At 60.9% G+C, this 20210-nt stretch carries 12 protein-coding genes; 3 read left to right on the top strand and 9 right to left on the bottom strand.

Annotated elements, in window-relative coordinates:
- Nucleotides 1-76 precede the first annotated feature (76 nt).
- A complete protein-coding gene (locus JF539_RS15500) occupies nt 77-1174 on the top strand; it encodes a calcium-binding protein (RefSeq protein WP_207141614.1) in 1098 nt (365 codons plus the stop codon).
- A 43-nt stretch (nt 1175-1217) separates the two neighbouring features.
- Here the strand turns inward: JF539_RS15500 and JF539_RS15495 are convergent, their stop codons facing one another.
- From JF539_RS15495 to JF539_RS15460, 8 genes are all read right to left on the bottom strand, one after another.
- A complete protein-coding gene (locus JF539_RS15495; RefSeq protein ID WP_207141613.1) occupies nt 1218-2048 on the bottom strand; it encodes a dipeptide ABC transporter ATP-binding protein in 831 nt (276 codons plus the stop codon).
- A gap of 2 nt (nt 2049-2050) precedes the next feature.
- A complete protein-coding gene (locus JF539_RS15490; RefSeq protein WP_207141612.1) occupies nt 2051-2887 on the bottom strand; it encodes an ABC transporter ATP-binding protein in 837 nt (278 codons plus the stop codon).
- Nucleotides 2888-2891: 4 nt separating this feature from the next.
- Nucleotides 2892-3821 carry an ABC transporter permease subunit gene (locus JF539_RS15485; RefSeq protein WP_207141611.1) on the bottom strand — a complete coding sequence of 310 codons (930 nt, stop codon included), beginning with the start codon at nt 3819-3821 and terminating at the stop codon, nt 2892-2894.
- A 15-nt stretch (nt 3822-3836) separates the two neighbouring features.
- A complete protein-coding gene (locus JF539_RS15480; protein WP_207141610.1) occupies nt 3837-4844 on the bottom strand; it encodes an ABC transporter permease subunit in 1008 nt (335 codons plus the stop codon).
- A gap of 119 nt (nt 4845-4963) precedes the next feature.
- Nucleotides 4964-6568 (bottom strand): ABC transporter substrate-binding protein, encoded by a 1605-nt coding sequence (locus tag JF539_RS15475; protein ID WP_207141609.1) that lies wholly within the window; start codon nt 6566-6568, stop codon nt 4964-4966.
- A gap of 295 nt (nt 6569-6863) precedes the next feature.
- A complete protein-coding gene (gene glpK, locus JF539_RS15470; RefSeq protein WP_207141608.1) occupies nt 6864-8357 on the bottom strand; it encodes a glycerol kinase GlpK in 1494 nt (497 codons plus the stop codon).
- Between the two features lie 34 nt (nt 8358-8391).
- Nucleotides 8392-9912, bottom strand: a complete 1521-nt coding sequence (glpD, locus tag JF539_RS15465; RefSeq protein WP_207141607.1) for a glycerol-3-phosphate dehydrogenase — start codon at nt 9910-9912, stop codon at nt 8392-8394.
- Nucleotides 9913-10089: 177 nt separating this feature from the next.
- The gene (locus tag JF539_RS15460; RefSeq protein ID WP_209017341.1) at nt 10090-12375 is read right to left on the bottom strand and encodes a mechanosensitive ion channel domain-containing protein; all 2286 of its coding nucleotides are present in this window, start codon (nt 12373-12375) and stop codon (nt 10090-10092) included.
- 281 nt (nt 12376-12656) lie between these two features.
- On the opposite strand from JF539_RS15460, the gene JF539_RS15455 reads away from it, so the two are divergent.
- Nucleotides 12657-13775: a DUF2336 domain-containing protein gene (locus JF539_RS15455; RefSeq protein ID WP_207141605.1), complete on the top strand. Its 1119-nt coding sequence runs from the start codon at nt 12657-12659 to the stop codon at nt 13773-13775.
- 133 nt (nt 13776-13908) lie between these two features.
- Here the strand turns inward: JF539_RS15455 and JF539_RS15450 are convergent, their stop codons facing one another.
- A complete protein-coding gene (locus tag JF539_RS15450) occupies nt 13909-14343 on the bottom strand; it encodes a paraquat-inducible protein A (RefSeq protein WP_207141604.1) in 435 nt (144 codons plus the stop codon).
- 354 nt (nt 14344-14697) lie between these two features.
- Here JF539_RS15450 and JF539_RS15445 point away from each other — a divergent pair, with 354 nt between their 5' ends.
- Nucleotides 14698-20202 (top strand): glutamate synthase-related protein, encoded by a 5505-nt coding sequence (locus JF539_RS15445; protein ID WP_207141603.1) that lies wholly within the window; start codon nt 14698-14700, stop codon nt 20200-20202.
- The last annotated feature ends 8 nt before the right edge of the window (nt 20203-20210 follow it).

Here is a 20210-nt window from a genome sequence, read left to right as displayed (position 1 = left end):
AATTACCTACACACAATCAAAACGAGAACATCCATTCATTTCTCTGCAATCTGAACGCGCGAGGCGGAGGTGATTGATGACAATCGGCAGCTTGAACTATCAATCCAGATCCCATTTCTTTCAGTCGACGGCATCTACGACGCCGACAACCGCAAGGCAACAAGAAAGACAATCGGAGGAACCGGAAGAAAAACCTCAGCCTGCTGTAAACGACGATCTGGACAAAGCTGTCGCCGAGAAAAACAAAGTGGATCGGTTGATAGAGGAATTCCGTCAAAGCCTGGCGCTGGAGCGGTCCGATAACTCCGGGTCTCAAAAAAACGCCATCGACAATTTAATCGGCTCGATCATAACCGCAAACGCGAACAACGTCATTGTCACTGGAGAGAACCATGACGTCATTTCAGTCAACGCGGAGAACACAATCGATGCAGGCGAAGGCGACAACGCCATTTTTGCAAACGCAGGGAACACAATTACAACCGGCGACGGTAGCGACGTAATCAACGCCAATGCGGACAACGTCATCAACGCCGGTGGTGGCAACAATGTCATCAGCGTGAACGCGGGCAATGTCATAACGGCTGGCTCTGGCGACGATGTCGTCCAGGCCAACGCCGGCAACACCATCAACACCGGCGGCGGTAATGACACCATTCGAGCCAATTCGGACAATGTTATCAAAGCCGGTGGCGGTGACGACATCATCAGTGTCAATTCCGGCAACACAATTTACGCAGGAGCCGGAGACGACATTATCCAGGGAAATTCCGGCAATACGATTCATGCTGGCGCGGGTAACGACACAATCAGCGTCAACACCGACTCCGTTGTCTATTTCGAAAAAGGCGATGGAGCAGACACTGTCAACTCCTCCGGCGATCTTGAAATCAGAATTGGAGACGGCTTGTCCGCAGAAGATTTCACGGTCTCGCATGAAAGCCAAGGCACCGTCCTGTCCTTTGCAGGCTCCGAGGATTCAATCACTCTGGCGGGGGCCTCGATAGGCAGTGACGTGACCGTGACCTTCAGTGACGGAAGCAGTGTCGATATCGGCGGCCTTCACAGGTCGCTTCATCTTGCAGCCAGCCAGCACTATGAAATCTCGGCGCAGAACTTGCGGGAGACTTCGGCCAATCTGGCTGCTTCCAATCAAAACGAGGCCGTTGCCTGACGGAAACGGAACCCTGCCGATCCAGATCCGGCCGTAAGACTCGTCAGGCCGCCTTGGCGGCCAGGCGCTTGCGAATGCTCTCCACATCCGCTTTGGGTGTCGCCGCGAACAGGGTCTTGGTATAGTCGTGCTGCGGGTTTTCGAAGACCTCGTCCCGCGTGCCGTATTCCACCACTTCACCGAAATACATCACCATCACCTTGTCGGCGATGTAACGCACCACCGAAAGATCGTGGGAAATGAACACATAAGTCAGGTTCATCTCCTCCTGAAGATCGGCCAGGAGATTGAGGATCTGCGCCTGTACCGAGAGATCGAGCGCGGAGACCGGTTCGTCGAGCACAAGGAGCTTCGGCTTCATCATGATGGCGCGCGCGATGGCGATGCGCTGGCGCTGGCCACCGGAAAACATGTGCGGATAGCGGCCGTAATGCTCCGGCTGCAGGCCGACCTTTTCCAGCATCTGCAAGGCCAGGTCCCGGCGCTCGGCCGCCGACATGTCCGTGTTGAGCAACAGCGGCTCTTCCAGCACGTGGCCGATCTTCTGGCGCGGGTTCAGTGAACCGTAGGGGTTCTGGAAGACGATCTGCACCTTCTGGCGCATTTCCTTCGAAATACCAGTCCTGGAAATGTCGATCGGCAGGCCGTCGATCTCGATGGAGCCGGACGACTGCGCGTCGATCATGGAGAGCATGCGGGCAAGGGTCGACTTGCCGCAGCCGCTTTCGCCGACAACCGCCAGCGTCGTGCCGCGCTCCACATCGAGACTGACACCCTTGACGGCCGTCAGTTGCGAAGCCTTGCGGAACAGACCGCCGCTGATGTCATAGGTGCGGTAGACGTCCCGGACCTTCAGGATCACATCGTCCGACATGGTCAAAATCCTCCCGCTTCGGCAAAGTCGCTCACCGTCGGTAGACGGTCGCCCGTTGCATTTTCCGGCAGCGCCGAGAGCAGCGCTTTCGTATACGCGTTCTGTGGATTCTCGAAGAGCGACAACACGTCGGCCTCCTCCATCTTGCGGCCCTGATATTGGACGATTACCCGATCAGCGGTCTCCGCCACCACCCCCATGTCGTGGGTGATCATGATGAGGCCCATGCCGCTGTCCTGCTGCAGTTGAACCAGAAGGTCCAGGATCTGCTTCTGGATCGTGACGTCCAGTGCGGTGGTCGGTTCGTCGGCGATCAAGAGCTTTGGCGAACAGGCAATTGCCATGGCGATCATCACGCGCTGGCACTGGCCGCCGGACATCTGGTGCGGAAACGCATTGAGCCGGCCCTCCGGGTCGGGAATACCGACCGCCGTCAGAAGCTCGATCACGCGATCTTTCGCCTTGCCGCCTTTGAGGCCCATGTGGGTCTTCAAGGACTCGCCCAACTGGAAGCCGACAGTGAAGCAGGGATTGAGGCTTGCGATCGGCTCCTGAAAGATCATCGAGATCTCCTTGCCGATCACCTTGCGCCGCGCTGTGGCCGAAAGCGTTCTCAGGTCCAGCCCCTCGAACGCCATCTTGTCGGCGGTAATCGTCGCGCTGTCCGGCAGAAGTCCCATCATCGCCAGCATGGCGACGGACTTGCCGGAGCCGGATTCCCCGACGATCGCCAGCACCTCACCGGAATCGACCGAGTAATCCACGCCGTCGAGCGCCTTGAACGGGCCTTTCGCGGTGTCGAACTCGACCTTCAGGTTTCTGATTTCAAGAAGCGGCATGGCATCAGCTCCTCTTCAGCTTCGGATCGAGCGCATCGCGCAAGCCGTCGCCAACAAGATTGATGGCAAGCACGGTGATCAGGATGGCAAGTCCCGGGAAGGTTACCACCCACCAGGCGCGCAGGATGAACTCGCGCGCTTCCGCCAGCATCGTGCCCCATTCCGGCGTCGGCGGTTGCGCGCCCATGCCGAGAAACCCGAGGGCCGCCGCATCCAGGATGGCGTTGGAAAAGGACAGCGTCGCCTGAACGATCAGCGGCGCCAGGCAGTTGGGCAGGATGGTCTTGAACATCAGCCGTAGATGACCGGCACCGGCGACCTTGGCCGCGACCACGTAGTCCCGGCTGCGCTCGGCCAGAACGGCGGCGCGGGTCAGCCGCACGAAATGCGGCTGGAGGACGATGGCGATGGCGATCATCGCGTTGATCAGACCCGGCCCCAGAATGGCGACCAGCACCAGAGCGAGGAGCAGCGAAGGAAACGCAAGGACAATGTCCATGACGCGCATGATGAGCGTGTCGACCGCGCCGCGCATGTAGCCGGCGACGAGACCGATGACGATGCCGCCCACAAGCGCGATGGTGACGACGACAACCCCGATGAACAGGGAAAAGCGCGCGCCGTAGATGAGACGGGAGAGAATGTCCCTGCCGACCGCATCCGTACCCAGCAGAAAGGCCGCCTTGCCGCCCTCTTCCCAGACCGGCGGCACCAGAAAGCTGTCGCGGTACTGAACGTCCGGATCATGGGGCGCTATCAGCGGCGCGAACACCGCCATCAGAACCAGCAGCGCGAACACCACCAGTCCGATGACAGCGCCCTTGTTTTGCGAAAAATAATACCAGAACTCGGCCAGTTGCGCCTTTGTGGCGTTGCGGCTTTCCGCTTCCAGTTTCGCCGTGTCGGCCTTGGCGGCCGGAGAGGTGTTTGTCATTTTCCGGTCCCCGGCTCAGTTGTGGCGGATGCGCGGGTTGATCAGACCGTAGAGCACGTCCACGACCAGATTCACCAGCATGATGATCGCCGCGATCATGAGGAGCCCCCCCTGAACGACGAAGTAGTCCCGGCGCGAAATGCTGTCGACCAGCCACTTGCCGATCCCCGGCCAGGAAAAGATGGTCTCCGTCAGGATCGCCCCGGCAAGCAGCACGCCGACCTGCAGGCCGATGGTCGTCACCACCGGGATCAGCGCGTTGCGCAAGGCGTGAAGGCCGATGACCCGGCGCGGCGGCAGGCCCTTCGCCCGGGCCGTGCGGACATAGTCCTCGCCGAGCACCTCAAGCATGGCCGAACGGGTCTGACGGGCAATCACGGCAAGCGGGATGGTCGCCAGCACGATCGACGGCAGGATCAGATGCTGGACAGCGGATAGAAACGCGCCCTTTTCGCCGGACAGGAGACTGTCGATCAGCATGAACCCGGTAACCTGCGGGAAGAAATAGAGCAGCGAAATACGGCCCGAGACCGGCGTCCATTGCAGGATGCCGGAAAAGAGAATGATCAGGAGCAGGCCCCACCAGAAGATTGGCATGGAATAGCCGACGAGCGCCGTTCCCATGATTGCCTGATCGGCGAAGGAGCCGCGTTTGACCGCGGCGAAAATGCCGGCGGGAATACCGAGACAGACGGCAAGAATAATCGCGCACAGCGCCAGTTCCGCGGTCGCGGGAAAGAGCGTCAGGAACTCGTCGAGCACCGGTTTTTTCGACACAAATGACGTTCCGAGATCGCCCTGAAAAACGCCGGCGACATAGTCGAGATACTGTTGCCAGAGCGGCCTGTCGAAACCCATTTGGGCCATCAGTTCCGCCTTGCGCTCGGGCGTGACGCCGCGTTCGCCGGCCAGAAGATCGAGCGGATCGCCCGGCAGCAGCCGGATGAAGGAGAAGGCGACCAGCGTGACGCCGAAGAATGTCGGGATCAACAGGCCCAGGCGGCCTAGAAGAAAGCGAAGCATGTCAGGATCCAGATACGAAGGACCGGCGGCAACCGTCTTTCAAAAGAAGAATGTCCGCCGGCCAAAAAACTGGAAGGCGCCGGCATTTCTGCCAGCGCCTTCCGGGATTTGAGCGGCGTTTACTCCGCGATATCCACGCCGTCGAACCAGTGACCGCCGAGCGGATCCATGACGTAGCCGGTGACCTTGGAAGACATCGGCATGAAGACGACGGAATGCGCGATGGTCGCCCAGGGCGCTTCTTCCTTGAAGACGACCTGCGCCTCTTCGTAGAGCTTCGTGCGCTCCGCCTTGTCGGTGACAGTCTTGGCCTTTTGAACGAGAGCGTCGAACTCGTCGTTGCACCACTGCGCACGGTTTGACCCGCCGACGGCATCACAGCCGAGCAGAACGGCCAGGAAGTTGTCCGGGTCGCCGTTGTCGCCGGTCCAGCCGAGCAGAACGGCGCCGTCGCGGTCCTCAGCCTTCGAACGGGAGAGATACTCGCCCCACTCGTAAGACACGATCTCGACGTTGACACCAACCTTGGCGAAATCCGCCTGAATGACTTCCGCCATGCGGCGGGCATTCGGGTTGTACGGACGCTGAACCGGCATCGCCCAGACCTTCATGGACAGGTCGGAGACACCGGCGGCTGCCAGCATTTCCTTCGCCAGTTCTGGATTATAGTCGTCATCCTCGATCGCGTCGTTGTAGGACCACATGGTCGGCGGGATCGGGTTCTTCGCGGCCTGGCCGGAGCCCTGGAAGACGGCATCCAGGATCGCCTGCTTGTTGATCGCGTGATTCAGCGCCTTGCGGACTTCCTTCTTGTCGAAGGGAGCGATCTTGGTGTTGTAAGCAAGATAGCCAACGTTCAAGCCCTGCTGTTCCACCATGGTCAGGCTGTCGTCCGCCTTGATGTCGGCGATATCAGCCGGTGCCGGATACGGCATGACGTGGCACTCACCGGCCTTCAGCTTCTGCAGGCGCACGGCGGCGTCCGGCGTGATGGCGAAGATCAGGCTGTCGATCGCCTGCTTACCATTCCAGTAATCGGCGAATGCGGCGTAACGGATCACGGCATCTTTCTGGTAGGCGACGAAGGTGAAAGGACCGGTGCCGATTGGCTGCTGGTTCAGGAGTTCCTTGGTGCCGGCCTTTTCCAGTTGTCCCGCATACTCAGCCGATAGAACGGAGGCGAAATCCATTGCCAGGTTGGCGATCATCGGCGCTTCCGGACGGTTCAGAACGAACTTCACCGTGTAGTCGTCAACCTTCACGATCTCCTTGATGAGATCGGGCATGGACATGGCATCAAAGTACTCCCAGGAAGTGCCCGCCGTATACTCATGCCAGGGGTTGTCTTTTTTGAGCTGTCGCTCGAAGGAAAAGATCACATCGTCCGCATTGAAATCGCGGGTCGGCGTAAAGAAATCGGTGGTATGAAACTTGACGCCCTTGCGCAGGTTGAAGGTGTATTCCAGACCGTCTTCGGACACGTCCCAGCTTTCCGCCAGGCCCGGCAGGACCTCGGTCGTGCCGCGCTTGAACTCGACCAGCCGGTTGTAGATCGGCTTGGAGGAAGCGTCGAACGTGGTACCGGAGGTGTAGAGAGCCGTATCGAAGCCTTCCGGCGAACCTTCCGAGCAGTAAACCAGTGTTTTTGCGGAGGCGCCGGTTGCCGCAACCACGGCAAGGCTGGCGCCGAGAAGGGTTGCCTTCAAGGTTTTTTGAAATTTCATCAAACTGTTCTCCCCTTGATGAAGAGCCCGGGCCTTGCATCTTGAAATGTGCAAAAGGTTAAGCCCAGGCCAGCGCAAACTAAGGCGGTTTTTTGACAGAAAATCAACCGCTGACATATTTCTAATTTCAGGGGGGATTTGAAATATTTTTGCTAGGTAAGAGATGCTGCCGTAATTTTTTGACAGCTCAAGGCGCTTAGGCAAGAATCAATTACCAAAGGGAACTCACCCCGCCACCCCGACTAAAGGATTGAATTCAGGAACCTTTTTCTAAAGGAACAACTTGAAGAAAAGTTCAGGACCGGGTCGAACGGGTCCGATCAACCGCTTGCGCCCAGCCGGACAGAAGACGCTTGCGCTCGCTTTCCGCGAGACGCGGTTCAAATCTTCGTTCCAGTTTCCACCGGGTGCCGAATTTTTCCTCATCCGGCCAGATTCCGGCCATCGATCCCGCCAGCCACGCAGCACCCAGAGCCGTCGTTTCCGCCACCGTCGGCCGGTCAACGGGCGCCCCCAGAATATCGGCCAGAAACTGCATGGTCCAATCGGACGCGGTCATGCCGCCATCGACCCTCAGAACCGGTTGTTCCGCCCCGGGCCAATCGGACCGCATGGCCGAGATCAGGTCGCTGGTCTGGTAACCCACGCTTTGAAGAACCGCACGCGCAATCTCCTTCGGACCGGTGTTGCGTGTCAGGCCGAACAGGGCGCCACGGGCATCCGCGTCCCAGTACGGCGCCCCGAGACCGACGAAGGCGGGAACGAGGTAAATGTCCTGCCCGGGATCGGCCGCTTCGGCAAGTCCCTGTGTATCGGATGCACTCTCGATGATGCCCAACCCGTCGCGCAGCCACTGGACCGCCGCACCGGCAACGAAGATCGACCCCTCCAGGGCGTAGACCGTCTTTCCCGACAAGCGGTAGGCAATCGTCGTCAGCAGCCTGTTCCGCGACAGCACCGGCGTTTCGCCGGTATTCATCAAGGCGAAACAGCCCGTACCGTAGGTGGATTTCACCATGCCCGGTTTGAAACAGGCCTGCCCAAGAGTGGCTGCCTGCTGATCGCCGGCCACGCCCAGAATGGGTATGCGCGCCCCGAACAACTCCGCACGGGTGACACCATATTCGGCCGCATTGTCCCTGACGTCCGGCAACAGGTTCATCGGGATATTGAGCAGCCTGCACAGGTCCGTATCCCAGGCATTCTCGTGAATGTTGTAAATCAGCGTCCGGGAGGCATTGGTCGCGTCGGTCGCGTGGACCTCTCCGCCCGTAAGTTGCCAGATGAGCCAGCTGTCGACGGTTCCGAACGCCAGTTCGCTGCGCTCCGCGCGCGCCCTCACGCCCTCCACGTTGTCGAGAATCCAGGCGATCTTCGTTCCGGAGAAATACGGATCGAGCAGCAGACCGGTTTTTGCCGCGAACGTTTCTTCAAGCCCTTCGGCCCGCAGCTTCGCGCAAAAATCCGCCGTCCGGCGATCCTGCCAGACGATGGCATTGTAAACCGGCTCACCGGTGGAGCGGTCCCAGATCAGCGTGGTCTCGCGCTGATTGGTGATGCCGATCGCTTCGACCCCACTGCCGCCATCCGGGGCTTTCGACAGAGCCTCGCGGCAGACCGACAGCGTGCTCGACCAGATGTCGGACGGACTGTGCTCCACCCAGCCCGAGGTTGGAAAATGCTGCGGAAATTCGGTCTGCCCGATGCTGACGGGACGAAAATCACCGTCGAAAACGATTGCCCGGCTCGAAGTCGTGCCCTGATCTATCGCCAGAACCAGTCGGCCCATGGCGCACCTCCCATTTCTTTTCATTCGATTGCGACTATGCCGCAGCCCCGGCCTCGTCGGCAAGAAGACCGGACACGAAGGCGTCCAGTCCCGCCGCTTCTTCTTCATCAAACCGCAGGCCGAGTTTCGTCCGCCGCCACAAAACGTCCTCCGCGCTCCTGGCCCACTCCCTCTCCACGAGCCATCGCACCTCGGCTTCATAGAGGGAATGGCCGAAGGATCGGCCAAGGTCCGTGACAGATTTGGCCTGCCCAAGCAGCGCTCTTGCATCCGTTCCGTAGAGACGGATCAGCCGTGTCGCATGCCTCGCGTTCAGGAAAGGATAGTCTTCCTGCAACGCCGCGACCTGGGCGTCGAACGCCATGACATTGAAGCCGCCGCCCGGAAGCGGAGCATCCGCGGTCCAGCGGCCGGTCTTGAAGGCGAGGAAGGGTTCGAGCTTCTTCAGGGACTGCTCCGCGAGCTTGCGGTAGGTGGTGATCTTGCCGCCGTAAACGGACAGGATCGCCGGTTTCGCCTCGCCGCCGTCAAGCTCCAGCACGTAGTCCCGCGTTGCCGCCTTGGCGTCCTTGGCCCCGTCGTCGTAGAGCGGCCGCACCCCGGAAAAGGTGCTGACGACATCTTCCGGGGAAACCGGCTTTTCAAGATATTCGCTCACCGCTTCGCACAGATAGGCGATCTCGTCCCGCGAGATCGCGACATTCGCGAGATCGCCGTCGAAATCGACATCGGTCGTGCCCACCAGCGTGAAATCCGTCTCGTAGGGTATCGCGAAAACGATTCGGCCATCACCGTTCTGGAAGATGAAGCAGCGGTCGTGATCGAACAGGCGCGGGACGATGATGTGGCTGCCCTTGACCAGGCGGATCGCGGCGCTCTCGTTCGCACCGGCGACCTCCTGCAAGGTGTCGGCGACCCAGGGACCGGCGGCATTGACAAGCACATTCGCCGTGACCGTCCTCGTCTCGCCTGACGCAAGATCCTTCAGATCGACCCGCCAGAGATCTCCGTCCCGCCGCGCGCCGGTGCATTTTGTCCGGGTGACGATCGTTGCTCCGCGCTCCGCCGCATCCCGTGCGTTCAAGACGACAAGGCGGGCGTCATCCACCCAGCAGTCGGAATACTCAAACCCCTTTTGGAAGAGCTTCTTCAATCCCTGGGAATAGGGCGCCGTGTCGAGCCGGACCGTCTCCGTCGCCGGCAGGAGCTTGCGGCCGCCCAGGTGATCGTAGAGGAACAGACCGACGCGCAGCAGCCACGCCGGGCGCAGATCCTTGTGGTGCGGCAGGATGAAGCGCAGCGGCCAGGCGATATGCGGCGCGGCGCGCCAGAGCACTTCCCTCTCCTTCAAGGCTTTGCGCACCAGATTGAACTCGTAATATTCCAGATAGCGCAAGCCGCCGTGAATGAGCTTGGTTGAGGCGGAAGACGTCGCACCGGCCAGATCTCCCATCTCGGCAAGTAGAACCGAAACGCCCCGTCCTGCCGCATCCCGGGCAATCCCCACTCCGTTGATGCCGCCTCCGATGACCAGAAGATCGTAGTCAGCCGCCATATCCGCCTCCGGCTCGATTTTTTTCACATAATCCACTTCAAGTGAAAATAAAGCGAAACTTTTCGAAAATCAATTCACATCCGCAAGCGACTTCGGAAACAAAAAACCCAAGCCGCCTGAGGACGGCTCGGGGCAAAACTCCGACAAGTTTTCCTTAAATATCTGAATTATGGAGGGTCAGTCTTCCCCGGGAGGCGCATCATCAGCCAGAACCTCAGGTTCCGGACCCGATTGCGACCCTTGTTTCGATTTTTTCAGGTTGTCCACATAGGGCGGCACCGCCGAATGATAGGTCACCTGCGGGAACGGAATTTCGATGTCACGCTCGTCAAAAACCAGTTTGACGAATTCGTTGTAAGCACGGCCGACGGACCACTGGTCGCCCGGCGTGGTTTTGATCCGCGCCCGGATATCGATCGAGCTTGCACCGAAATTGATGACGCCGTGCATCTCGAGGTCGCCGTAGATCTTGGACTTGTAGTCGGTCTCCTGCAGACGCCGGTAGGCCTCGAACATTGCCTCCTTGGCGAATGCGATGTCCGTATCGTAGGCCACGCCGATAACGGCAACATGGAAGGAATGGCCGCGCATGAAGTTCGACACCATATCCACCGACGAGAAGGGAACGATGTGTGTCGTTCCGTCCAGGTCCCTGAGACGCACGGACCGGACGGTGATCCCTTCCACGGTTCCCGTCACTCCCGCCACGGTCACCACGTCGCCCTCGTTGATCGCGTTCTCGATCTGAATGAATGCCCCCGTGATGATATCCTTCACCAGGGTCTGCGCGCCGAAGGAGATGGCCAGGCCGACGACACCGGCACCGGCGATCAGCGGCCCGATGTTGATGCCGATTTCAGACAGCGCCAGCAAACTCGCCATGACGACGATGACCACCGTGAAGGCGTTCCGGAACAACTGAAAGAGTGTCCGCTCTCGGGCCGTCACAATGTAGCCGACCCGGGACTGTAGGCGCAGGTCCACCCACGACATGACCGCAAGCCAGATCAGGAAACCGGCGATCAGAACGAGAACGGCCGAACCGTAGTTGCCGACGATCCCCTGACCGGTGTCGCTGGCGAACCACTTGATCGTTTCTACCACCCCCCAGATATCGAGGAGAAGCAGGATGGTTCCGAGGAACACCACGAACCGGGTGAGTTTCAATACCCGCGGCACGAAGGCGTTCAGACGGTGCTGCAGCGCCGGAAGTTTTTGGTTGAGTTCAGCGGGCAGCCGGACGCCGCCCTTGATCGCCCGCGTCATGATCAGCGATAGCGCCATGCCACCCATGATCGTGACGATGGAAAACCCCGTGGCGCGCAGGATGATGGTCGTCGCGTCGAACGGGCGGGTGACCCAGACGAGGAACACGGCGACGATGTATCCGTAAGCTCCCAGGTGCCAGAGACTGCCGAGATTGGACAGCGCCCTTTGCGCGAGCGCGCTCTGCATGGTCTTTGCGTAGGTCTTCGTCCCCTCGCGCACCCGCACGCGATTGCGGGCCACGAGCACAATCAGATAGAGCATGCCGAACAGGACGACGAGAAACCGGAGCGCGTTGCCAAGCACGAAGGAGACGGCGATGTTCGCCAGCGGAACCGCGAGCAGGACCCCGTAGTTGATCCAGTAGGTGAAAAGGCTCAGACGCGCATTCCAGTAAACGGCGCCGTCGTCGTCGAAAGGCAGAAAGCGCAACTCCGGACGCCGGGGCGCGAACACGAAGCGCAGGGCGACATTGGCCATGCCGGTGATGAAGAAGGCATTGAGCGCAAGGCTCTCCTGCAGGGTGACGCCGGTTTCCACACCGCCGTAGGCGGCCAGCGCGACCATGTAGCCGACGCCAAGTCCGAGCGCGACGGTCAATCCGTCGATCACAGAGGTCAGAAGCAAGATGAAGCTGCGTGTCAGTCCTCCGCCGTAGCGGGCGCGGGTCGCCATCTTCGGATAGATCTTGTAAGCAACGAGCTGCCCGGCCCAGTAGGTGATATAGGCCGCCGACAAAACGACGCCCACCTGCAGAAGAATATCGCCTGCCCGATCCCATTTGACAGGAATTTCGCCGCTCAAAACGAGCCACAGACCGTTCAGCGAATGCCCCATCCGGTCGAGAATGGCGCCGAATTCATCGGCCAGTGCTCTCGTATATTCGCCGACACGAAGAACAAAGCCTTCTTTGTCGCTCGAACCCGCCGGGGTCTCGTCCGCGGTCGCGGTCTCGCCTTCGGCAGTCGTTCCGTCCTCCGCCGGAGCCTGCCCTTCCTCTCCGGCTTTCTTGAGCATCTCGACAAGAGCGGCCCGGCTCTCCGGGTCGTTCAGGACCTGAATGAGCGCGTCGCTGGCCTGCCGCACTTCGGTTGTCGCGGCGTCTCCCGATCCGGATGCCTCCTGGCTCAGCGCGGGGGCCGCGCTCAAGGTCACAAGGACTGCCAGGGCGAACAGGCGGCGGAGAAATACTGTCATAGAAGGGCGTTCCATCATGGTCCATGGGTACGGCGTTTGCATCGTCCGGACAATATGGAAGAAGAGGGCGCCAGGAAAACCCCCCGCCGGCTGTGACGCCCAGTTTTTGCAATTGAGCGGAACTACAGGTGCCAGAATCGATGCTGCACCCTTTCAGGAAAGAAGTCGAAGAAAAACCGGGGTTCCTCAGGCAAGTCGCGAACAAAAGACGTCCGATTATCGCACCGGGTAACCTGACAATAACGATATTGACCCCATTCTACCTCGATGGGGGTAACGTTATGCCAAGATCTCTGATCAAACTGGCACTTGAAGGCTCGGACGAAGCCCGCCGGCGGCTGTTCGCGCAGCTCAGCGAGCTGATGACCGCGAAACTCGAGGAGCGGACCGATCGGGAACTGGCCATCTTCTCGGAAGTCATTCTGAAACTCTACGCCTTTGCCTCCGCGAAGGACCGGGCAAGGCTCGCGCAGAAGCTCGCGACGCACACCTCCCTGCCTCATCCCCTTGCCTGCCGGATGGCCGAAGACGATCTCAGCATCGCCATGCCGATCCTGGCGTCTTGCCCGGTGCTGACACAAGACGACCTGCTCGATTTTGTCGAAAGGCTGAGCAAGGCTCATCTTCAGGTCATTGCGCGGCGCACAGACCTTTCGCCGGGTGTCTCCGACAGGCTCGTCGAGAAGGGCGACACGCCGGTACAGCGCATTCTGGCCGGCAACCGGGAGATCGAGCTTTCCCGCGCCACCATGCTGAAACTGGTCAGACTGGCCGCCGAAGACACCGTTTTGAGGGAGGATCTTGCCCTGCGCTCCGACCTACCTCCGTCGGTCTGCCGCAGCCTGCTCCCCCTGGTGGACAGCGAGACGAAGAAGCGCTTGCACCGCATGATCGAAGGCGCCCTGTCCCAGGTCCAGCTCAACCAGATCGCGCGGCTCAAGATCTTGCGCAGGGAATTCGGTCTCGCACTTGAGAATCCAGACATGAACGTGTTGTGGCGCGATGCGCAGCGGGCGCATATCACGTTCGACGAACTGGTCATCCTGCTGCTTCAGGACAACCGCTTCAACCACACCATCGAATTGCTTGCCATGCGTGTCAGAACCGAGCCGAGGGCCTTCAAGGATGCCGTCTTCAACGGCGAGAAGGAGGCCGTCGCGGAGACGGTCGCCAAGGCCGGTCTGTCACCGGCCGTGTTCGCCATGTTCGCCAAGTCGCGGTGCGAACACTTGAAGCTTCCCGCGTCGCAAGCCTCGCAGTGGATCGCGGCCTATTCCGGTGTTCTCAGCAGAGCCGGGAGGGAAGCCTCCGCCCCGCGCAGCGACTTTCAGGCCCGCAGAAAAAACAGAAGGGAAAAACCGGCCGGCCGGCGCTCACTCCGCCACGCCGCCGGTTTTTGACAGCCCCCTTCGAGCGTGAAGCGGCGGGCCGGTTCACCCGACGCCGCGCCGGTTCCATGTGGCTCCCACGGCCAGGTGTCCGTGTCGGTCCCACTGCAGATGGCCCGGGCTGCGCGGCCACAAGCGCCTGTCTTCAGGTCCGCGCACACAGGCTTGCCGCTATCGCGGTGGATATCGTGGCGGCTGCGTAGAACCAGAGCCCCGGCAGGATCGCAGCGGCGGCCAACCCGCTCGTCTTGGCGGCAAACAGGACAAGCGCCACAAGCATCACGTCGAGCATCGACCACTTGCTCACCATGGACAGCAGAGCAAGCGAGCGGGATTTGCCGCCGGTCAGAACCTCATAGTGAATGAGCAGGATTTTCAAAGCCGGAAAGCCGATCGAGAACAGAGCGACGATTGTCGCCAGCAACGCGTCGCCTTCCAGCCAGAGCCCCTGGATCATCTCGATCAGGCTTGGCCGGTCCTCCAGGAAATACAGTCTCTCGAAGCGCATCAGCGGCTGCGTCAGGCCAAGCGCGAAGGAGAAAGTCGACACCGGTAGCAGCAGAGCCAGAAAAAATCGCATGGAAAGTGCCGTGCCCCGGACGTTCAGATCAGGCGGATAAACCGTTTTCAGGTGGTTTTATATAGGGGCAAAAGCCGTCCCGCGAAAGGCGGCAGGGCGCTCGTTGCGCAGGCCCGGCGGAACAGCGCCAAGAAATAAAACTTGAAACTTAAATTCAAGTTTAATACTCAAAGGCCGATGTCAAGCCAGCTCGACAGTCATTCCTGGAGCGAGCCGACAACTCCCGACCGACACGCAGCAGTGTGATGCATGGCCCGCGCCAGCGGACCGGCATAGGCAGGTGCACGCTCCAGAACGCCCGGCGGGACCGCTTGAACACATATCCGGATCGGGCAATCGAGGAGACGCATATAGGTGGAAGAGACAGGTTTCGGACTTTACGACGCACAGACGGAAAAAAGCAGCTGCGGCGTCGGCTTCATCACCCGTAAAGACGGCCATCAAACGCACGACGTCCTCAGGATGGCGCATGAGGCCCTATGCGCCGTGCCCCATCGTGGCGGAATGTCCTCGGAAGGTGTGGGCGACGGTGCCGGCGTTTCGATTGACCTGTCCGAATCCTACTTCCGCCATCTGACCGGCCGCGAAGACCTGGCCCTCGGCACCTTCGGGGTTGGAAATTTCTTTCTGCCCAACGACACGGACCAGCACGGTGCCGCTGAAAAACTGGTTGCGGATGTTCTGACGCTGCATGGTTTTTCTGTGATCCTGAAGAGGGATCTGCCGGTGGACAATTCGGCGCTTCGCCCCCGGGCCGTCCGGCACCAGCTGCCGATCCGGCAGTGGGTGTTCACCGCCAGTCACGAAAGCGGGGTGTCGCAACTCTGCGACAAGACCGTCCACAAGGCCTTGCTGGCAATTGAGGCCGAAGCCTATACCCGCAGCGAACTTGCGGGACTGTATCCGCTGTCGCTCAGCACGCGGACGCAGGTGTTCAAGGGACGGCTGAATTCCTATGAGCTGGTACCCTATTTCACGGATCTCCGCGATCCGGAGCACAAGGTCCACACGCTCTATTTCCATACGCGTTTTTCAACCAACACCGATCCGCACCCGAGCATGGCGCAGCCGTTTCGCTTCATGGCGCATAACGGCGAGTTGAATACGGACAAGAAGAACCGCTTGTCGGAAACGGCCGTCGCGCGGGCGAAGAACGCCAATATCATCCGACCGAGAGGCCAGTCCGACAGTTGCCGGCTCGACCAGACCCTGCAGGGGCGGGTGCTCGAAGACGATCTGGATCTGGTAACCGCGGTGGTCTCCATGATGCCGCCCGCTTGGGAAAACGACACCTCCCTGTCTGCCGAAGTCAGAGCGATGCTGGAGTATTTTTCGCTCTACGAGGAAAAGAACGATGGCCCCGCGGCGCTTATCTTCGGCGACGGCACCATTATCGGCGCCCGGCTCGACCGGCTCGGCTTGCGTCCTCTCAGGACGACGGAGACAGCGGAGTATCTGGCGGTCATGTCGGAAGCCGGTCAGATCGGTTTCCCGCCTGAAGACATTGTCCGGCGCGGACGGATCGAAGCCGGCGGCATGCTCTATTACGACCATGGCGAAAAGCGGGTCTGGGGCACCCGCGAGACGTTGGAACGGCTTGCCGCGAAGCAGGACTACGAAAAGCTGCTGAGCGCCGCGCGTCTGTGCCTTGCCGAGCACAGGGGCCCGCCGATCAGGATTCCCGGGCGGCTGGTCCCCTATGAAGGTGATCTCGAACTGCACCAGCGCTACGTTGCCTATTCCCACAATCAGGAAAGCTTCAAGTTCCTGATGGACCCGATGCTGGCCACAGGCGCGGAGAAGATCTCCGCCATGGGTTACGGCGCCGCAATAAATGCCCTGTCCGATCAGGAAGGCGGAGTTGCCAAGTATTTCTCGCAGCGTTTCGCGCAGGTGACCAACCCGCCGCTCGATTCCATCCGCGAGGCCGACGGCATGACCCTGCGGGTGGCGCTCGGCGCCAAACCCAGTTTTTCCGGGAGCGAAGACTGCCAGATCGTCATCGACAGTCCTATCCTTTCAAGGACCGACATGAAGTGGCTGCGCACCCAGACCACGACGCCGGTCAAGGTCGTGGACATCCTCTACACACCGGTCCCGGAAGACAGGGAAGAGAACGCGCGCGCCCTAGAGGCGGAGATCGCGGCAATCTGCTCGCAGGTGGCCGAGCATGTCGGCAGGCATGGCGGTATTGTCATTCTGAGCGACCGGCAGGTTTCTTCCGACCGGGCCGCCCTGCCGCTGACGCTGATCGTCTCGGCGGTGAACCAGCGGCTGATCGAAGAGGGACTGCGGCTGAAGGCCTCCCTGATCGGCGAAAGCGGACAGATTTCTTCCGCCCACCATATAGCGGCGGCGCTCGGGTTCGGGGCCTCGGCGGTCTATCCGCTCGCCGTCCAGCTGCGGGCCGAGGAGACGTTCCCGCAAGACGCCGATGCCGCATTCAAGCGCTTTGCCAAAGCCGCTGAGAAATCGCTTCTGAAAACGATGGGCAAGGTCGGCTTGTGCACCGCCGAGAGTTACATCGGCGGCGAGTTCTTCGAGCCCAACTTTCTCGATACCAGCGACCCCGTGCTGAAGCGGTATTTTCCGAACGTCAGGACCCCTGTCGGCGGCGTCGGGTTCACAACGATCGCGACCGCGGTGAACGACTGGCACCAGCGGGCCCGCACGGTTTCCGGAGAAAAGGACATTCCGCTCCTGGGCCTGTTCAAGGAGCGCGCGGAAGGGGCCGGTCACTCTTACGGAACCACCGCCGTTCGCGGCTTCGTCGACATGACGGAGGAAAAGATCCAGGTCAACGACAGTCCCGACGCGGGCGCGCAGGACGAGTACCTGCGCCTGCTGCCGGTGGACTGCCTGGAGCAGGCCTTCGGACTGGACGAAAAGGCTTATACCTACACGAATTTCGACAGATTGACGCCCGCGATGATCGACGCCTTTACGATCACGCCCGGGTACCGCGCCTTTTCGCGCATGATGTCCGAGGAACGCGGCCGGCGGCCGGCCGCTCTGCGCGACGTGCTGGACTTTCCCGCCGACGTCTCCTTTTCCTCCTCCGCGCAGGACTTCGAACGCGAGCTCGGCCGGTTTGCGCCCTTCGGAAACTCGTTCTTCTACTTTCGGGGGTTGTCGTGCCATCGTGTCGACGAGGAAACCTTCAAGCTCGCGCTGACAGGGCCCGGTGGCAATCAACTGGCACGGCGGTCCGAGCTGGCGGAGGCCCTGGTCAGGCGCTTCCCGGGCGACGTCCAGGGACATTGGCTTGAAGACAGTTTCGTCAAGGTTCGGGTCACCGGACCGGCGGCGGACTTCCTGTCCCGTGTCCGCTCCGCGCCGGAAGCGGTCTCTCTCGGTTCCGTCCAGCCGGCCAGCGAGATCACGCCGCTGCTTGCAAGCGGAGCCATGAGCCACGGAGCGCTGGTCGCCTCGGCCCACGAAGCGGTTGCCCATGGAACCAACATGGCCGGAGGCATGTCGAATTCCGGAGAGGGCGGCGAGCATATTTCGCGCTACGGAACGATCCGGTCTTCGAAGATCAAGCAGTTTGCCTCGGGACGGTTCGGCGTTTGGGCCGGGTACCTGGCCGACCCCAGCCTGGAAGAGATCGAAATCAAGATCGGTCAGGGGGCCAAGCCCGGGGAAGGCGGTCAGCTTCCAGCGCCGAAGGTCACCGTCGAAATCGCGGCGGCCCGTGGCGGTACGCCGGGTGTCGAACTCGTCTCGCCCCCACCTCATCACGACACCTATTCGATCGAGGATCTGGCACAGCTGATCCATGATGCGAAGGCAGCGCGTGTCCGCGTCATCGTGAAACTCGTGTCTTCCGAAGGTATCGGCACGATCGCCGTGGGCGTGGCGAAAGCCGGAGCGGATGTCATCAACGTCGCCGGCAACACGGGCGGCACCGGCGCGGCTGCCGTGACAAGCCTGAAATACACCGGCCGCTCCGCCGAAATCGGCATCGCCGAAGTGCATCAGGCGCTCTGCGCCAACGGTATCCGCCAGAAGGTCGTCCTGAGGTGCTCCGGCGCCCATCAGACCGCCAGCGATGTGGTCAAGTCCGCGTTGCTTGGAGCCGATTCCTTCGAATTCGGCACAACCGCGCTGATGATGCTGAAATGCGTTATGGCGAAGAACTGCAACGTCAAATGTCCGGCGGGTCTCACCACCAATCCGGAAGTCTTCGATGGCGATCCGCGCGCATTGGCTCAGTATCTGCTGAATATCGCCCATGAGACGCGGGAAATCCTGTCGGGCCTCGGCCTCCCTTCCCTGCGTGAGGCAAGAGGACGGGCCGACCTTCTCCACCTGATCGATCACGCCGCACAAGTCGGCCGGCTCGACCTCAGGGCGATGCTGGCCTGTGCCTCGGAAGTGCTGGTCGACGAACCAGTCTATCTGGAAAAGGATTTCCAGCACGACGACCGTTTCCTCGAAGCCGTCCGTCGGGAACTCTTCGAGGAAGAGGCAAAGGAAGTTGTGCTCAAGCCGAACGCCCGGCTGAACAACTGCAACAAGACGGTCGCCGGTCAGCTTGCCGTCGATATCGAACGGCTTCTCAACTACCAGATCGACGACCGCACCGCCCGCGCGGCCGCACCCGTCTTCGCGGACCATCGCGGCAGGCGCTATTTCGATGCGGACACGATCCGGATCGAAACCGCCGGTTCGGCGGGACAGTCCTTCGGTGCGTTCTGCAACGACGGCATGCGCCTAGAACACAGCGGGACCTGCAACGACGGTGTCGGCAAGAGTGCCTGTGGCGGCACGATTGTCGTGCGTTCGCCGGGCGGCGGGTCGGACGAGGCCGGCGGCAATGTGCTGATCGGCAACTTCGCGCTTTTTGGAGCGACCGGCGGCCGGACCTTCATCGAGGGACAGGCCGGCGACCGCTTCGCGGTGCGTAACTCCGGGGCAACGGCGGTCGTCGAAGGTGTCGGCGAATTCTGCTGTGAATACATGACCAACGGCGCTGTGCTCAACATTGGCAGCTTCGGCAAGGGATTTGCCAACGGCATGAGCGGAGGGTTCGCTTACCAGTACGACCCCTACGGCGAACTCGCCGGCAAGGCGAGCCACGATTCCGTGGAGCTTCACGGTCTTCACGAGGACACGCCGCTCGCGGCGATGCACGCGGATGCCGTTCATTTCCTGCTGGAGCTCCATGCCGAAGCCACCGGATCGGCGAAGGCCGCATGGCTTCTGGACCATTGGGAAAGCGAAAGCCGCAACTTCGTCTATGCGATGCCCAAATCGCTTCTTCTCTACCAGGACAGCGATGCGATCCTGGCGGCCCGCCCCCGCAAGGAGCTCATAGAGGAACTGAGCGCTGCGCTGGTTGCCCATCAGCTGGAGAAATTCAAGACTGCGCTGAAAGCGGGCAAGCCGATCCTCGACGGCGCCGTCCCGGGCTACGGACAGACCGACACAGAGGAAATGTACGCGCTCCTGAACAACTACCTGGTGATGTCGACCGCCCAATCGGTCGCGCTGACGCGGGTGAGCGGGAGCACTGCCATCACCGACACCGAGGTTGAAAAAGCCGCCCGCAACCTGCTGCTGACGGAAGATTTCTCGCTGCTGAAGAAACTTCAGGCCTACGCGCGCACGGCGGTTTCCGAATACGGCGACGAGGAACTGGCCGTGCTGATCGCGGACAAGCGGCTGCGCGACTACAAGACCGCCCTCGCCCGCAGAAACGTTCTTTCGATGGACAGCCCCGGCACCTATGGCTGGATCCTGCATCAGAACGCAAAGAACCGGGAAAAGGTCGGCAAGCTGCCGAGTTTCGAGGAACTCTTCGCCAGACACAGCATCGCCGATCTGATGGCCTTCACCGCAACGCATTCATCCTGACCCCGGCG

The organism is Roseibium aggregatum (assembly GCF_017309185.1).
In the GTDB taxonomy this organism is placed as follows: domain Bacteria; phylum Pseudomonadota; class Alphaproteobacteria; order Rhizobiales; family Stappiaceae; genus Roseibium; species Roseibium aggregatum_B.
The sequence above is the reverse complement of the archived record's forward strand: the minus strand, read 5'-3'. Positions and strand labels throughout refer to the sequence as shown.

Coding starts and splice junctions, on each gene's coding strand:
- JF539_RS15500 (WP_207141614.1), top strand. CDS start 77: ATGACAATCGGCAGCTTGAACTATCAATCCAGATCCCATTTCTTTCAG.
- JF539_RS15495 (WP_207141613.1), bottom strand. CDS start 2,048: ATGTCGGACGATGTGATCCTGAAGGTCCGGGACGTCTACCGCACCTAT.
- JF539_RS15490 (WP_207141612.1), bottom strand. CDS start 2,887: ATGCCGCTTCTTGAAATCAGAAACCTGAAGGTCGAGTTCGACACCGCG.
- JF539_RS15485 (WP_207141611.1), bottom strand. CDS start 3,821: ATGACAAACACCTCTCCGGCCGCCAAGGCCGACACGGCGAAACTGGAA.
- JF539_RS15480 (WP_207141610.1), bottom strand. CDS start 4,844: ATGCTTCGCTTTCTTCTAGGCCGCCTGGGCCTGTTGATCCCGACATTC.
- JF539_RS15475 (WP_207141609.1), bottom strand. CDS start 6,568: ATGAAATTTCAAAAAACCTTGAAGGCAACCCTTCTCGGCGCCAGCCTT.
- glpK (WP_207141608.1), bottom strand. CDS start 8,357: ATGGGCCGACTGGTTCTGGCGATAGATCAGGGCACGACTTCGAGCCGG.
- glpD (WP_207141607.1), bottom strand. CDS start 9,912: ATGGCGGCTGACTACGATCTTCTGGTCATCGGAGGCGGCATCAACGGA.
- JF539_RS15460 (WP_209017341.1), bottom strand. CDS start 12,375: ATGACAGTATTTCTCCGCCGCCTGTTCGCCCTGGCAGTCCTTGTGACC.
- JF539_RS15455 (WP_207141605.1), top strand. CDS start 12,657: ATGCCAAGATCTCTGATCAAACTGGCACTTGAAGGCTCGGACGAAGCC.
- JF539_RS15450 (WP_207141604.1), bottom strand. CDS start 14,343: ATGCGATTTTTTCTGGCTCTGCTGCTACCGGTGTCGACTTTCTCCTTC.